13 protein-coding genes are annotated in these 16,108 nt (G+C 34.9%); 12 read left to right on the forward strand and 1 reads right to left on the reverse strand.

Translation table 11 applies throughout. The features are described 5' to 3' along the window. Nucleotides 1-11 precede the first annotated feature (11 nt). Nucleotides 12-707 carry a LytR/AlgR family response regulator transcription factor gene (locus E5D58_RS04710; RefSeq protein WP_136480689.1) on the reverse strand — a complete coding sequence of 232 codons (696 nt, stop codon included), beginning with the start codon at nt 705-707 and terminating at the stop codon, nt 12-14. A 208-nt stretch (nt 708-915) separates the two neighbouring features. On the opposite strand from E5D58_RS04710, the gene rpsF reads away from it, so the two are divergent. From rpsF to E5D58_RS04770, 12 genes are all read left to right on the forward strand, one after another. Next, a complete protein-coding gene (gene rpsF / locus E5D58_RS04715; protein ID WP_136480690.1) occupies nt 916-1,254 on the forward strand; it encodes a 30S ribosomal protein S6 in 339 nt (112 codons plus the stop codon). Between the two features lie 2 nt (nt 1,255-1,256). Further along, nucleotides 1,257-1,553 carry a 30S ribosomal protein S18 gene (rpsR, locus tag E5D58_RS04720; RefSeq protein WP_019388303.1) on the forward strand — a complete coding sequence of 99 codons (297 nt, stop codon included), beginning with the start codon at nt 1,257-1,259 and terminating at the stop codon, nt 1,551-1,553. Between the two features lie 13 nt (nt 1,554-1,566). Continuing rightward, nucleotides 1,567-2,013 (forward strand): 50S ribosomal protein L9, encoded by a 447-nt coding sequence (gene rplI / locus E5D58_RS04725; protein WP_136480691.1) that lies wholly within the window; start codon nt 1,567-1,569, stop codon nt 2,011-2,013. Between the two features lie 135 nt (nt 2,014-2,148). After that, complete coding sequence (locus E5D58_RS04730; protein ID WP_136480692.1) at nt 2,149-5,274, forward strand: TonB-dependent receptor; 3,126 nt, start codon at nt 2,149-2,151, stop codon at nt 5,272-5,274. 62 nt (nt 5,275-5,336) lie between these two features. Beyond that, nucleotides 5,337-5,807, forward strand: coding sequence for a DUF6495 family protein (locus E5D58_RS04735; protein ID WP_136480693.1), 471 nt, complete (start codon nt 5,337-5,339; stop codon nt 5,805-5,807). A gap of 6 nt (nt 5,808-5,813) precedes the next feature. After that, entirely contained in the window at nt 5,814-7,193 is a 1,380-nt protein-coding gene (gene hisS / locus E5D58_RS04740; RefSeq protein ID WP_136480694.1) for a histidine--tRNA ligase, read from the forward strand. A 518-nt stretch (nt 7,194-7,711) separates the two neighbouring features. After that, nucleotides 7,712-8,668, forward strand: coding sequence for a sugar phosphate isomerase/epimerase family protein (locus E5D58_RS04745; protein ID WP_136480695.1), 957 nt, complete (start codon nt 7,712-7,714; stop codon nt 8,666-8,668). Between the two features lie 207 nt (nt 8,669-8,875). Continuing rightward, a complete protein-coding gene (locus E5D58_RS04750) occupies nt 8,876-10,114 on the forward strand; it encodes a T9SS type A sorting domain-containing protein (RefSeq protein ID WP_136480696.1) in 1,239 nt (412 codons plus the stop codon). 98 nt (nt 10,115-10,212) lie between these two features. Then, complete coding sequence (locus E5D58_RS04755) at nt 10,213-12,519, forward strand: chondroitinase-B domain-containing protein (RefSeq protein ID WP_136480697.1); 2,307 nt, start codon at nt 10,213-10,215, stop codon at nt 12,517-12,519. A gap of 5 nt (nt 12,520-12,524) precedes the next feature. Then, a complete protein-coding gene (locus E5D58_RS04760) occupies nt 12,525-13,526 on the forward strand; it encodes a sugar kinase (RefSeq protein WP_136480698.1) in 1,002 nt (333 codons plus the stop codon). Between the two features lie 73 nt (nt 13,527-13,599). Next, nucleotides 13,600-14,652, forward strand: a complete 1,053-nt coding sequence (locus E5D58_RS04765; protein ID WP_136480699.1) for a polysaccharide lyase family 7 protein — start codon at nt 13,600-13,602, stop codon at nt 14,650-14,652. Nucleotides 14,653-14,657: 5 nt separating this feature from the next. Then, entirely contained in the window at nt 14,658-15,716 is a 1,059-nt protein-coding gene (locus E5D58_RS04770; protein ID WP_136480700.1) for a T9SS type A sorting domain-containing protein, read from the forward strand. Nucleotides 15,717-16,108 lie beyond the last annotated feature (392 nt).

Below are 16,108 nucleotides of genomic sequence, written 5' to 3' on the forward strand. Positions count from 1 at the left end.
GTTGTTGGTTTCTAAATATTATTTAAAGCGTCAACAAGTTGGGTCTTTTTATTTCTACTTAAAGGAATTTCGTAGGCTCCAACTTCAACATTTTTACTGTTAAACCTGTCAATCTTGTCTAGATTAACGATATAAGATTTGTGTATTCTTAAGAATTTACCCTCGGGCAGTTCTGCTTCAAAAGCTTTCATGGTTGATAAAACAACTAAGCTGTTTTCTTCGGTAACTAACTTTACATAATCACCTAAAGCCTCAATCCATTTAATATCCTTAATGTATACTTTACGCTTTTTAAGATTACTTTTTACAAAAATGTGTTCACCATCTTCTTCTTTAAAGTCTTGAGTAAGTCTGTGCTGCTCTAAGGCTTTGTCGACAGAGGTATTGAAACGTTCTCTTGTAATGGGTTTGTGTAAGTAATCGGTAGCGTCATAATTAAACGCTTTAAAAGCATATTCTGTTTTACCGGTTACGAAAATAATTTGGGGTTTGTTGTTTAATACGTCTAAAAGTTCAAATCCATTTAGCACTGGCATTTCAATGTCTAAGAAGATTAAATCAACTTGATGCGTATTTAAACCATTTTTAGTCTCTAAAGCACTACTGTACTCTGCAATTAAGTTGAGAGAGGGGTGATTCTCTACTAACTTAACGATAGAGAGACGTTGTATTGCTGAATCGTCTACTACTACACAGTTTAAAGTCATAACATTTATATTATTTCGGTTAAGATATCGACAATAGTACAAAAAATTCGGCTTAAAACCAAAAAACATCGGTAAAGTGCTTATTTTAACATAATTTTAACAATTTTTAATCAGTTAAAATTGCTAATAAATAAGAAGAGAGAATATTGTGTAATATATAGAAATTATTTATTTTTGCAGCCAATTTTTAACAATAAAAACGATTTTTATGAATCATTATGAAACTGTTTTCATCTTAAATCCCGTTTTATCTGAAGATCAGATAAAGGAAACAGTAAAGAAATATGAAGATTTTCTTGTTTCTAACGGCGCTAAGATGGTATCGAAAGAAGATTGGGGGCTTAAAAAATTAGCTTACCCTATTCAAAACAAGAAAAGTGGGTTTTATCACTTATTCGAGTATCAAGTGCCAGGAGAGGTTATTGATGCTTTAGAAGTAGAATTTAGACGTGATGAGCGCTTTATGCGTTATTTAACTGTGAAGTTAGATAAACATGCTGTTGCTTGGGCAGAGAGAAGAAGAGATAAACTTAAACAAAAAGCTTAATTATGTCATCAATAGAACAACAATCAAAAGGAAAAAAAGACGGTGAAATTAGATATTTAACACCGCTTAATATTGAAACTAATAAGCAAAAGAAATATTGTCGTTTCAAAAAGTCTGGAATTAAATATATTGATTATAAAGATCCAGATTTCTTATTAAAGTTTGTAAACGAGCAAGGTAAAATTTTACCTAGACGTTTAACAGGTACTTCATTAAAGTATCAAAGAAAAGTGTCTGTTGCCGTAAAAAGAGCACGTCACTTAGCATTGATGCCATACGTAGCAGATTTATTAAAATAAAATACACATAACAATGGAACTTATATTAAAACAAGACGTTGAAAATTTAGGATTTAAAGACGATGTTGTAACAGTTAAGAACGGTTATGGTAGAAATTTTTTAATTCCTCAAGGACAGGCTATTTTGGCTACAGTTTCTGCAAAGAAAGTATTAGCTGAGAATTTGAAGCAACGTGCTTTCAAAGAAAAGAAAATAGTTGATGATGCCAATAAAATTGCAGAAGCTATAAAGGCATTAGAAATTAAAATACCAGCAAAGGTTGGTTCTGGAGACAAATTATTTGGATCTGTAAATAATATAGATGTTGCTGCTGCTTTAGAAAAAGAGGGTCAAACTATTGATAAAAAATTCATTACAGTTACTACGGTAAAACGTTTAGGTAAGTATACTGCTGTTATTCGTTTACACAGAGAAGTATCTGTAGATCTTGATTTTGAAGTAATTGCACAAGCAAGCTAATTAACAAATAGTTAATAAAAGCTTTAAATAAAGTTAAGCCACTCTTTCCGAGTGGCTTTTTTTTGTGGTACTTTTGTTTAACAGCTACTATGCATGCATAGTAGATTTCAGACTAATTCAAATAACATAATCAAAATGAAACAAACAAACCTTGCTATTTTCTTTTTGTTTTTTGGTCTACTGGCATATTCTCAAGTAACCACATCAAACATTAAGGGATTAATTTTAGACGAAGCATCGGTCCCACTCCCTGGTGCGAATGTATTAGCTATTCACACACCAACAGGTACTAAGTATGGTGCTGCTTCAAACTTCGATGGACGTTTTAACTTATTGAACCTTAGAGTAGGAGGTCCATACACCATTACCATTAGTTATGTAGGGTATAAAGAGCAAACGCTTAACGATGTGTTTTTAAGTTTGGGTAATACCCAAAATATCGACGTGGTTTTATCTGAAGATAGCGAACAGCTAGACGCTGTTGTAATTCAAGGAACAGGAGGCGCAGGAACGTTTAACAGTGACAGAACAGGTGCTGAAACAAGTGTTGGTAGAAGGGAATTAACACGATTGCCAACCATATCGAGGTCGGCTTCCGATTTCACAAGGTTAGAACCCACTGCAAATGGAAACTCCTTTGGAGGGCGCAACGATCAATTCAATAATTTTTCTCTCGACGGAGCTATTTTTAATAATCCTTTTGGGCTAGATGCCGCTACTCCGGGAGGGCAAACAGGTGCGCAACCGGTTTCTTTAGATGCTATTGATCAGATTCAAGTGTCTCTAGCGCCGTACGATGTGACTCAATCTGGATTTACAGGTGCATCCGTAAACGCAGTAACAAAGAGCGGTACTAACGAGTTTCATGGAACGGTTTATGGTTTCTATAGAGATGAAAGTATGACTGGGAAAAAGATAAAAGGAGAAGAAGTTACAAGACCAGATTTAAATCAATCTCAGTATGGTTTTGCTCTGGGCGGACCTATTGTAAAGAATAAACTGTTCTTTTTTGTGAACTTTGAAAAAGATGAGCGTGATGATTTAGGATCGAATGGTTGGGTACCAAACAGAGGAACGGGAGCCATTAATGAATCTAGAGTGACCGCTACAGATTTAATGGCGGTTCAAAGCGCCCTAGCAACATTAGGTTATAATACTGGGGCTTATGAAGGTTTTACATATGCATCTAATTCTACAAAAGGTATATTTAAATTAGATTGGAATATCAACGATAATAATAGGTTAGCGGTTATCTATAATTTTTTAGAGGCTTCAAAGGAAAAACCAGCTCACCCAACGGCTCTTGGATTTAGAGGTCCTAATGCGGCTACCTTACAGTTTCAAAACTCTGGGTATGAAATCAATAATAATATTCAGTCTATTCAGTTAGAGCTCAATTCCACCTTATCTGAAGTATCTTCGAACAAGCTTCAGGTAGGTTACACGCATTTTGATGATTTTAGAAATCCGTTATCGGTTCCTGCGCCTACTATAACTGTTCAAGAAGACGGCTCTAATTATATAATTGCGGGTCATGAACCATTTTCGATTCATAATAAGTTAGACCAAAAAGTATTTCAGTTTACAGATAATTTAAACTTCTATCAAGGCGATCACACCATTACTATTGGGATGTCTTTTGAAAAATTTGAATTCGATAACTCATTCAATCTTGGGGTTTACGGGGCTCGTGGTGTGTTTTTTCCATCTTACGGAAGTGTTTCAGAGTTGCTGGCAGATTCAGCACCAGGAGGAGGTCTTGATACGATGCTAAAAGATGCCACCGCAGCTCATAATACATTAGAAGCAAATGGTGTTGGAAACCCTGGTGGTTGGGCACTAGCAGAGACCAACGTTGGGCAGTTGGCTTTTTATTTTCAAGATGAATGGAATATTTCAGAAAAATTTAAGCTAACCGCAGGTTTACGTTTTGATAAACCTTTGTTTTTTGACACGGCTCAAAAAGCTCAAGAAGTAATTGATAGAGCTTGTTGTTACGTACCAGAGATTCCTTATGTAAATCCTAATACAGGAGAAACCGTTTTTCTCGATAATACCAAAATGCCAAATAATGATTGGTTAGTATCTCCAAGAGTTGGATTTAATTATGATGTAAGAGGTGATAAGACGTTTCAGTTACGCGGCGGATCTGGAATATTTACAGGACGCTTCCCTTTTGTATGGTTAGGAAATCAAGTGGCCAATCCTGAAGTGTTTTTCTATCAGGCTGTGGATCCAGATTATAAATTCCCACAAGTATGGAGAACTAATATAGGTACAGATTATAAATTTGAAAACGGTATTATCTTAACAGGTGATGTATCATATACCAAAGATATTAACGGGGCACATGTTCAAAACTGGGGCTTACTGCCACCATCAGGAACATTGCAAGGCGTGGATAACCGACCTATTTATACGTCAGATGACATTATTAACAATGCTTATGTTTTTACAAATTCCGATAAAGGGCGCATTTGGAATGCATCCATAAAAGGTCAAAAAACATTTAACAATGGGTTTTATACCATGTTAGCGTATAGCTATTTAAATTCTCAAGATGTTAATTCTATAGAAGCAGAAATTACGGGAGATGCTTTTGCCTTTAATCCCGCATTAGGGAATGTAAATAATGATGTTTTAGCATTTTCTAAATATGGAGATACGCACAGAATTATTGGTGTAGCAAGTAAAAAGTGGGTGTTTGGAAATGATAAGTGGGCAACAACGGTGTCTATGTTTTTTGAGTATGCTCAAGGCGGGCGGTTTAACTATACCTATGGAGGTGATATTAATGGCGATGGTTCTGGTTTAAATGATTTAATTTATATCCCTACGCCGAGTGATATTAGCCAGATGCAATTTGCTAATACAGGAGATGGAGCGGCTTTAGAACGCTATATTCAGCAAGATGATTATTTAAATGGAAGGCGTGGTCAGTACGCAGAAAGATATGGAGCTCTCGCCCCATGGAGAAGCAGATGGGATCTTAAAGTGCTTCAGGATTTTAGATTAAAAGTTTCCGAAAATAAAACGAATACCATTCAGTTTAGTTTAGATATTTTGAATTTTGGTAATTTGTTAAATTCAAATTGGGGTGTTATTCAACAACCAAATAATGTACAACCAATAGGTGTAACTGTTGATGATAATAACGTGCCTACCTATTCTTTTAATCAAAATCAAACAGCTACATTTGGGTTTGATTCCAGTTTGGCTTCAAGATGGCAAGCTCAGGTGGGATTACGCTACATTTTCTAAGAAAATACCATATATATTCTTAAATTTGCGCTCCTATTTAGGGGCGCATTTATTTATATACAATGAAGTATTCAAGACTTACAAAAGAACAATTTGAGGAATTACATCAAGAGTTTATTAATTTTTTGGCGACACAGTCTATAACGGCTGATGAATGGACAAATTTAAAAGCGAATAAACCCGAATTGGCAGAAACTGAGCTTGACGTATTTAGCGATTTAATTTGGGAAGGTGTTCTAAATAAAGCAGAATACCTTGAACATTTTTCTGCACAGCATATGTATTTATTCCAGTTGGGCGAAGATAAAATGCACGCCATTGTTGTTAATGTGAAGAATGATGCTATTGATATTACAACTAAGGAAGGTTATAACTGGTTACGCGAAAATTTGATGGATGAAAACGTTGAGTTTTTGCAAGCTGATAAAGATTATTCAGAGGATAAAAACCTCGATAAATTTAAAATGATAGAACAGGGCGCTGTTATTACTAAAGGCGAGTTGTACATGTATTTCGATAAGTTAATAAATTAGAATTAAATGGCTCAAAAACCAAGTATTCCTAAAGGCACCCGAGATTTTAATCCAGAACAAGTAGCAAAACGAAACTATATATTTAATACGATTCGTGGAGCTTTTGAAACCTTTGGATTTCAACCTATTGAAACACCAAGTTTTGAAAATTCAAGTACCTTAATGGGTAAATACGGAGATGAAGGCGATCGCTTAATTTTTAAGATTCTAAATTCTGGAGATTACCTAGCAAAAGCTAATGAACAGGCCTATGCCAATAAAGATTCTAATAAGTTAACATCTTCTATTTCAGAAAAAGCCCTACGTTATGATTTAACGGTGCCTTTCGCCCGCTACGTAGTGCAACATCAAAACGAGATTGAGTTCCCGTTTAAACGATATCAAATACAACCTGTATGGAGAGCAGATAGACCTCAAAAAGGACGTTTTAGAGAGTTTTACCAATGCGATGCCGATGTGGTAGGAAGCAAAAGTTTATGGCAGGAAGTAGAGTTTATTCAGTTGTATGATGCTGTTTTTTCAGCCTTGAAATTAGACGGCGTTACCATTAAAATTAATAACAGAAAAATATTGTCGGGTATAGCCGAAGTTATTGGGGCCAGCGATAAACTTATTGATTTTACCGTGGCGCTTGACAAACTTGACAAAATTGGTGAAGATAAAGTAAAGGAAGAAATGCTTTCTAAAGGTATTTCTCAGGAAGGAATTTCAAAACTTCAACCATTGTTTACACTTTCAGGAACTTTTGAAGCTCAAATAGAAAGTCTAAAGCATATATTGTCGACTTCTGACGAAGGTCAAAAAGGAATTGAAGAGTTGGCTTTTATTAATCATGCGGTTTCAGAGTTAGGGTTGTTAACTGCCAAATTGCAACTAGATGTTACCCTTGCCAGGGGACTTAATTATTATACCGGAGCCATTTTTGAAGTTTCTGCTCCAGATCAAGTTAAAATAGGGTCAATTGGTGGTGGCGGGCGCTATGATGATTTAACTGGAATATTTGGGATGAAGAGCATGAGCGGTGTGGGTATTAGTTTTGGCCTGGATAGGATTTATCTGGTTCTTGAAGAATTAAATCTATTCCCAGAGACCGTAAATAAAAATGTAGAGGTGTTATTTATAAATTTTGGAGATAAGGAGGCCTTATTCAGTTTAAAAGCAATAAAACAATTGCGAGAGCAGGGAGTCCATGCCGAACTATACCCAGATGCCTCTAAAATGAAAAAACAAATGAATCATGCTAATAAACGACATATTCCTTTTGTTGTTTTGGTAGGTGAGGAAGAAATGAATTCAAATCTGTTTACACTCAAAGACATGTCTTCAGGAGCGCAACACAAATTATCCTTAGGAGCCATGATTAACCATGTGAAGATTATACAGTAAGTCCGTTATAACATACTTTTTTCTATTAATAAGAAGGAACCATTTTTTAGTTTGGCTTTTAAACTTCTAGTTCCATTGCATGCCTTTTTAAATTCGTAACGGTGGGCAATGTAAACCATTAGAGAGGTTTTATGGTGTTCTATAAATTAACTTAGTGGATGTAATTTATAGCGCCATTACAACAAGCGATACATGTAAGAATTTCAAATTAGACTGTGGCAAGAATTGGAGGAGAAAAAACTCCCTTATCTTAAAAGAGGTTTTGCTAACAAAAAATCCAATAGAGCTTCCATTAAAACCAGTTACGATTTATAAGGTAATTGAGAACAGAACCATTAGTTATACTCTAGATTAATAGTAGGCCTAAGGTATCCAATTTAATGTGTAGCAGGTATTTAGTAAAGTTTCATACCAATAAATCTTTCTTAGCTAAACAATAAGTGTTAATTAGTTTTAAAACTTATAGAGCTTTTTTTTCTTTATAAAAGTCGTATTTTGTAGAGAAAGAATTATAAAATATGGAGCCATATTCAAGAAGAGATTTTATTAAGAAAGCAGCTTTAGCTACGGGCTTTGTTTCTAATTTGGGGTTTAGTAGCAGTGTGTTTTCGCCTATCAACTATAATGCTGTAAAACCTTTAGAGGTTAGTATATTTTCTAAGCATTTACAATTTTTAGATTATGAGACCTTAGGAGCCAAGGCCCATGAAATGGGGTTTTCTGGGGTGGATCTAACAGTTAGGCCCGGCGGTCATGTGGAACCTTCTAACTTGAAAGTCGATTTACCTTTAGCTATAAAGGGCATTATAAATGGAGGTTCTAAATGTAATATGATTACCACTCAAATTGAAAGTGTTGAGAGGCGTTTGGACTTAAATATTCTTCAGGAAGCCTCAAGGCAAGGTATAAAATACTATCGAACCAATTGGTTTAACTATGATTATGAGTTAGGGATGGTAGAAACACTTAAAAAATATAATGGACAATTATTAGACCTGGCTAGAATTAATAAGAGTTTAGGGCTAGTTGGGTGTTATCAAAATCATGCCGGTACTAAAATTGGAGCCTCTTTTTGGGAGGTTTACCAATTACTTGAGAATATTGATTCGAGCTATTTTGGTGTACAATTTGATATTAGGCATGCTACCGTAGAGGGGTTTAATTCTTGGAAGAATGCTTTTGAACTACTTAAATCTAAAGTAAGAACGATGGTTTTAAAGGATTTTAAGTGGGTAGAAATAAATGGCAAATGGCAGATCATGAATGTTCCATTAGGAAAAGGAGTTGTAGACTTTAAATCTTTTTTTAAACTATTAAAAAAGTACGATTTACGCCCTCCTGTGTCCTTGCACGTTGAGTATGATTTAGGTGGCGCCGAAAAAGGAAAAAGAGAAATATCCATAAATGAGGAGCTGGTGTATCAAGCCATGAAAACTGATTTAAAAACGCTGCAAACTTTATGGGAAAAGGCCTAACAGAATGGATGTCAACAAGTCACATTTTGGTGTAAGTGGGTCAAGGTTTATTTAGCCTAATCGTTAAATCCGGAAAAATATTTTTTTTTAATCAATAAATACTTATATATTTGGAAAACCAAATTGGTTTACCAGTTTGGTTTTCCAAGAGTATAATTTGTTTACCAGTTAAATACTAACTAATACATTTCTAAAAATTATTACATTATGAAAACAACATTACTTTTTAAACAACAATCGTATAGGTTTTACTTTCTTTTGGTGTTTTGTTTGGGTTTAAATTTTGGTTGGAGCCAACAAGTTATAGGAGAGTTTCCTATAATGGATGGGGGTCTTGAAGGGCAAACTGCTGGTAACTTAGCGAGTCAGGGAAGTGGTGCAAAAGATACACCATCACCAACATGGTCTATTTCAACTACTGGAGGAACCACTGATGAGAGCATATTAGATACCCCAAGTGATGCAAGGTCTGGTAATTTTTCAGTTCAGGCTCAGCTTAATAACGATAAAGACAATGCGCGTCTTCAGGCACCATCAACAGTGTCTCCTAATACTATGACTGTGAGTACTGAATATACAGTTCAATTTTTTTATAAATCTAGTGAAGCGCTTCCAGATGAAAATTTAAAGCCAGGTGTTTACTTGAATAATACTTCTGGCGGGAAAACAACTAATAAAACTGATGTAGGAAGTTTTGTGGCTAATACTTGGGTGAAAACGTATGGTACGGTTACAACGGGTGATACTTTTAATGCTTCAAATTGGGCTGTAGCTAGAATAGGAGGCGAGAAGAATGTAGACAAACCATTAATACATTTTGATGATTTTGTTGTTTATTCAGGTGCTTATGACGATACTGCTCCAGATGCGGCTACAGGGGGTACATATGCCAATAATGGTGGTACTGCTTCTGTAGGTTGGACAGCACCAGCTAGTGGTGTTGATGGTGGAGGCTATGTTGTGGTTAAGTACACTTCAATGCCTTCGGCAGATAATGATCCGAATCAAAATGGTATTTACCAAGTAGGTAACACGACTACCAACGGTACAGGAAGTCTTGAAGGTACCATCGTTTATATAGGTACAGACACCAGTTTTGATGAGGCTTATGCAGCTGGAAATTATTACAAAATATATACTGTTGATAAAGCATTCAATTATTCATCAGAATTAGTAGTATCAGATGCTACTTTAGGTTTAGATAAAAATGTACTATCACATAGCGTGAAAGTTTATCCCAACCCGGCAAATGATGTAATTACTATCACAACAAAAAATATTGACATAACATCTATATCTTTATACAGTGTTTTAGGGGAACAAGTATTATCGGGACTAGCGTTGAAAAATGACCGTTTAAATATTTCTGAACTTTCAAGAGGTGTTTATTTCATGAAAATAAACTCAGATCAAGGTTCGGTAACTAAAAGAATAATTAAGAAGTAGTCAGTTTAGTTTTGTTTGGAAAAAGTCTTTTACTCGTAAAAGGCTTTTTCTTATTGTAAAACATTTTAATTAGTATTTGATACAACAAATAGAATGTCATGAAGATAGCTGTGTTTTTTTTAAGTGTGTTGCTTTTAAGTTTAGGGTGTGAAAAAGCACCAACTATTGAAGCTATAAAAGTATCTGATTCTAATGAGCTTTTCGGAGCTATAAAAAAAGCGAAACCAGGTGATCAAATTATATTGGCTAATGGTGTTTGGAAAGACGTTGAAATTAAATTAATTGGTAAAGGAACAGCAGAAAAACCAATAGTTTTAAAAGCTGAAACACCGGGTGGTGTATTTATTGAAGGTACTTCTAGTCTTGAAATTAGCGGTGAATATTTAAAAGTAGAAGGCTTGTTCTTTAGAAACGGGCATTCTCCTTTAAGCAATGTCATAGCTTTTAGAACTAGCGAGAAAAACGTTGCCAATCATTGTAGCGTTTCAAATTGTGTTATTCTAGATTATAATAACTTGAATCGTGATGATGATAATCTCTGGGTTCAATTTTATGGAAAAAACAATACATTAAGTCACTGTTATCTTGCTGGAAAAACAAATGGTGGGCCAACAGTGCGCGTTGATCTTAAAGGAAATCAAAGTATTAGGAATTATCACCAAATAGTGAATAACCACTTTGGACCAAGACCTCGAAAAGGTGGCGCTAGAGGAGAAACCATTCAACTAGGAAGCAGTTTTACATCCATGTCTCCTAGTAATACAACCATAGCAAATAACTTGTTTGAAGCTTGTAATGGAGAAGTGGAAATTATTTCAAGTAAAACGAATTTCAATATTATTAAAAACAACGTGTTTTATAGAAGTGAAGGCTCGGTTGTAACACGTCATGGTAATTATTGTTTGATTGATGGTAACTACTTTATAGGAGATGGTAAAAACGAAAATTATGGCGGCATTAGAATTGTGAATACGGGTCATTGGATTACCAATAATCTATTTTACAATTTAAAAGGAAAAAATTTTAGAAGTCCATTGGCTATTATGAATGGTATTCCTAAGTCACCCTTAAACAGATATAATCAAGTGACTGATGTTGTAGTGGCTTATAACACATATGTGAATTGTAATTCTCCATGGCAATTTGGTGTGGGAACAAATATTGATCAGGCTAACGTATTACCTAAATCTGAAATACGTTCAGCAAGACCCCTAAGAACAGAAGTCGTAAATAATGTAATTTATAATAAGCTAGGGGATTCAAGGCCTATTATTGAACATGATAAGGCTGATGGTGTTACTTTTGCAAGTAATATTATTCATAATAATGGCGTCTCATTTGCAAAGCGAGATGGTTTGGATTTAAAAACCCTAAGCTTAACCAGCATTGGAGAAGATCTTAGTGTGCCTATATTGGGTTTCGAAGATGTTGAAATTTATAGTGGGTTTGATTTTGAAACTATTACAAAAGATATTTTAGGAAATCCAAGGAGTAAGTCCAATCAAATAGGTGCATTTTTAAACTCAGAGCCTATTGATTTAGACCTCCTAGACAAAACTAAATATGGTGCAAGTTGGTATTCTAATGTTGTTGAAGTTAAAGAGCCAACAACACATATTGTAACCAATGATGCAGAGTTGGATTTAAAATTAAGGACCGCAGAAAAGAACGATATTATAGAGTTGCAGGATGGTGTCTTTACGGTTTCAGAGTCTTTAATTATAAACAAACCCATAGTTATTCAATCTAAAGGAAAGACGGAGATAGTATATAATGGTCCTGAAAATACACCTGCTTTTGCGTTGCACCCCTATGGTAAGTTAAAATTGAAAGGCATCAAGTTAAAAGGCACAAACACCCAATTCGCATTTGCTAGCTTGAAAGACAATATGTTTAATCATTTTGGTTTAGAAGTTATTGATTCAGAAATCAGTCATTTTAACTATGCATTGAAGGTGTATAAGCAATCATTTGCAGAAGAAATAACTTTTATGAATACTACCATTTCACATTGTGAGAATGGACTTGAGATATCTGAAGAAACTAATGATAAAGGAGATTATAATACCGAGTATTTGACTGTAATGAACTGTAGTTTTAATTCTGTTAATTCTAATGTTATCGATTATTACAGAGGTGGTTATGATGAATCTACAATTGGTGGAAATCTTCTAGTTTCTAACTCCACGTTTACAAATTGCGGAGTTAACGAAGCGCATAAGATTTTATTAAATCACAGAGGTATTGTGAATGTAAATATTACTAAGAATACATTTAATAATAATCCAGTCGAGTTTGTTGCCATTTTGTGGGGTGCCAAAAACAATATGGAATCCGAGAATGTTATAACCAATTCTGGGCAAATAAAAACTGTGCAAAATTTAAAGTTAAAACTGATGTATTAGAAGTTATGGTTAAAAAAGTTGTCACATTTGGAGAAGTTATGATGCGCCTGTCTCCGCCGGGATATGAAAAATTTTCTCAAGCTTCATCGCTCGAACTTGTTTATGGGGGAGGAGAGGCAAATGTTGGTATTTCCTGTGCTTATTTAGGCATGAAAGCTGCCCATGTTACGCGTTTTCCTGATAACGCTCTAGGAAAAGCAGCCACACAATTTTTGCGCAGACATTGGTTAAATACTGAAAATGTTATCTATGGAGATGATAGGATGGGGAAGTATTTCCTTGAAAAAGGAGCGGTTCATAGGCCCAGCGAAGTGATTTATGAAAGAGAGGGGTCTGCCTTTTCATTAATTCAACCTTCTATGGTTAATTGGGAAGAAGCTCTTAAAGATGCAGATTGGTTTCATTGGACTGGTATTACACCTGCGATTTCTGAGGGTGCTGCTAAATGTTGTCTTGATGCCATTAAAACAGCAAATAAATTAGGAGTCACAGTATCAGGAGATATAAACTCCAGAAATAATATGTGGAAGTATGGTAAAACTATGCAACAGGTGATTCCAGATATGGTAGAAAATAGTGACGTTGTTATTACCAGTAGCAGAGGTATTAGGGAAATGTTTGGATTAGGCGCTCCAAAAGATAATTTTCAAAGCTTAGCCAAACAATTGGTAAGTCATTTTCCACATATTAAAAAAGTCGTTAAAAAAACAAGAAGAATCATGAGTGCTTCGCATCACCAGATTCAAGGTAAATTATGGAATGGAGAGACATATATTAAAACCGATATGCTAAATATTACGCATATTATAGATCGTGTTGGTACGGGAGACGCTTTTGCGGCAGGTTTAATATATGGGCTGTTACATTATGATGATATGTTAGCATTAGATTTTGCCTCTGCGGCATGTGCCTTAAAACATACAATTCCAGGAGATGTCAATATTGTTTCTTTGGAAAATGTGAGCAGTTTAATGGCCGGAAATACATATGGGGCTATAAAGAGGTAGATTATTAAAGCCAGTTTATCTATCCCTAGAGAAGCTATTTTAAACTAGAGCAAATCATAAAGAATTAACACGCATGAGTCTAATAAATATAAAAATAATAGTACCATTCTTATTAGTTATAGGGCTTACTTTTCTTAACATAGGTTGTATTGATAAATCAAAGAATACTAATCACGCAAACAAAAGCACTATAGTTTATCCAAGCGAGGTAATCCCTTTTATGCATAACTGGAGAATTCTGTTAGGAGATGGAACACGTTCAGATACTTTAGATAATTTTCAGAAAGACCAGTTTTTTTTCGTGGAAATTGAAGACAATACGAAATGGGTAGTTTACAAAACCCCCAATTCTGGAATTACTTCAAAAACCTCCAATAATACAAGGACAGAATTGGGAGAAAAAAGACATTGGATACCAGAGGTAGGAGGTAAATTAACAGGAACATTAAAAGTGCAGCATGTATCAACAACAGGAGATGCAAGGGTGCCATCTTCCTACTCGGTGGTTATAGGTCAGATACATAGTGAGGAAGGACATAAAAATGAACCTTTAAAAATATTTTACAAAAAGTTCCCAGGCCATACTAAAGGTTCTGTTTTTTGGAACTACGAAATTAACACGGAGGGTGATAATTCTGGAAGATGGGATGTTTCAACAGCCGTTTGGGGAACTAATTGGGCTGTACTAGGAACAAGTAAAGACCGGTATCCCGATGAGCCAGAAGATGGTATTGCTTTAGGTGAAGAGTTTAGGTATGAGATTAATGTGTATAAAGGTATCATGCATTTAACCTTCTCAAGCAAAGGACACGAAACTAAAAGGTTTGAAAAAAACTTGTTGAAATCAGATTTTTCAAAAAAAGAAAATATTCCAAAGCAAGTTTTAAAAGTATATGAGTCCAGAAATAGGGAAGGAATTGAGCGAGACTCTGCTTATGCTGGAGAAATACAAATTTTTAAACAAGGGGCTTATAATCAAGCTAACGGCAAGTCGACAAAATCAGAAACCTACAATGGGGATATTAAAACACAATATGCTCATGGAAGTTATGCCGAGGTTTGGTTTAAAGAGGCTACGGTTGGTTTTGGAACGGTACCAGATAGCATAAATTTGGAGAAACTTTAAACTATATGAAAGTGAAATATATAAGTGTTTTGTTTACATGGCTATTTACACTTTATTGCTATGGTCAAGTGCGTCTAGATGCCGACGGACTAGGGAATACCTATAATCTGATTACATCAGTATTAGCTCCTGGATATAACCCCATTGAAGTTCCAGATTGTGGACATGAAGATTTTGGTGATCATATTGATGAATTATTTGATGCTGATTTGAACGCAAATGTGTTCCGTTTTTACATGCATGTTACGCCCGATAATGATAGATGTCGTAATTTTGATAGACAGCGTAACGAAATAAAATCGTATTCCAAATCTCCTGATAATTTATTGGGTGTTGTAGGAGAACAAGTGATCTATAAATGGAAGTTTAAGTTGACAGACGGGTTTCAATCTTCTCCTAATTTCACACATTTGCATCAATTAAAATCTGTAGGAGGCCCTTTTGATGGTATGCCCATGTATACGCTAACTACCCGTAAGGGAAGTCCAGACCGCTTAGAATTACGTTATGCTGAAATTGACACCCAAATTACATTAAAGAAAACCGATTTACAACCCTTTATTGGTACCTGGTTAGAAGTCTCTGAAGTAATAGAATATGGGACTTCTGGCGCCTATTCTATTGAAATTAAAAGGGTTAGTGATGGTGCTGTATTATTCGAATACTCAAATAATGATATGGTTCATTGGAGGCAAGATGCAGAATTTGTTCGACCAAAATGGGGTATTTACAGAAGCTTGAACAATCCGCAAGACCTTAGAGATGAACAGGTCTTATTTGCAAATTTTAGTATTGAAGAAGTTGAACCATTGTCACTAGATGTTTTGGAACCAAAGCATGAGTTTTGTGTGGTATCTGATTCTGTTGCAAACACGCTACAGCTATATAATCTACCACGAGAAGCTAAGCATATTGAAGTTTACACAATCGACGGAAGAAAAGTTTTGAGAAAAAGCATAAGAAAAGCTAAAGAGACCCTTTATATACCTTCATTAAGCAAGGGGACTTATATTATTAAGGTTACAGGCGGTGCAATGAATCAATCCAAAAAAATTGAATATTGAATTAATAAATAGAGTAATTTTCAGTAGGAGGTTTCTGTATGTGTTAAAAGAACCTTAGTCAGTTTGTTAATAGCGTCCTTGCTTTTGGCTGATTATCAATCAGGAGTTTTTAAATACTAATTTACATAATTTGAGGGTAGCTGCTTTTAAAGCATGTTTGGTTGCATGATGTAACTCAAACGGTTTTGTTTTTGGCATCCGAATATAATAGTGTTGTTTCGGGAGCAACGGTCCGTATAAATGGGGAGTTTATAATTATGTTGGTTTGAAGTTGCTGTAAGTGTTTTTTTTCTACTAAAATGTTTGAAATGCTGTTTTTAACACAATAAAATTTGGATAACGCTTTATAATGTTTATTTTTGGTAAACCAAACTGGTTAACCAGTTAAAACA

Source organism: Cognatitamlana onchidii, from assembly GCF_004804355.1.
GTDB classification, from domain to species: domain Bacteria; phylum Bacteroidota; class Bacteroidia; order Flavobacteriales; family Flavobacteriaceae; genus Cognatitamlana; species Cognatitamlana onchidii.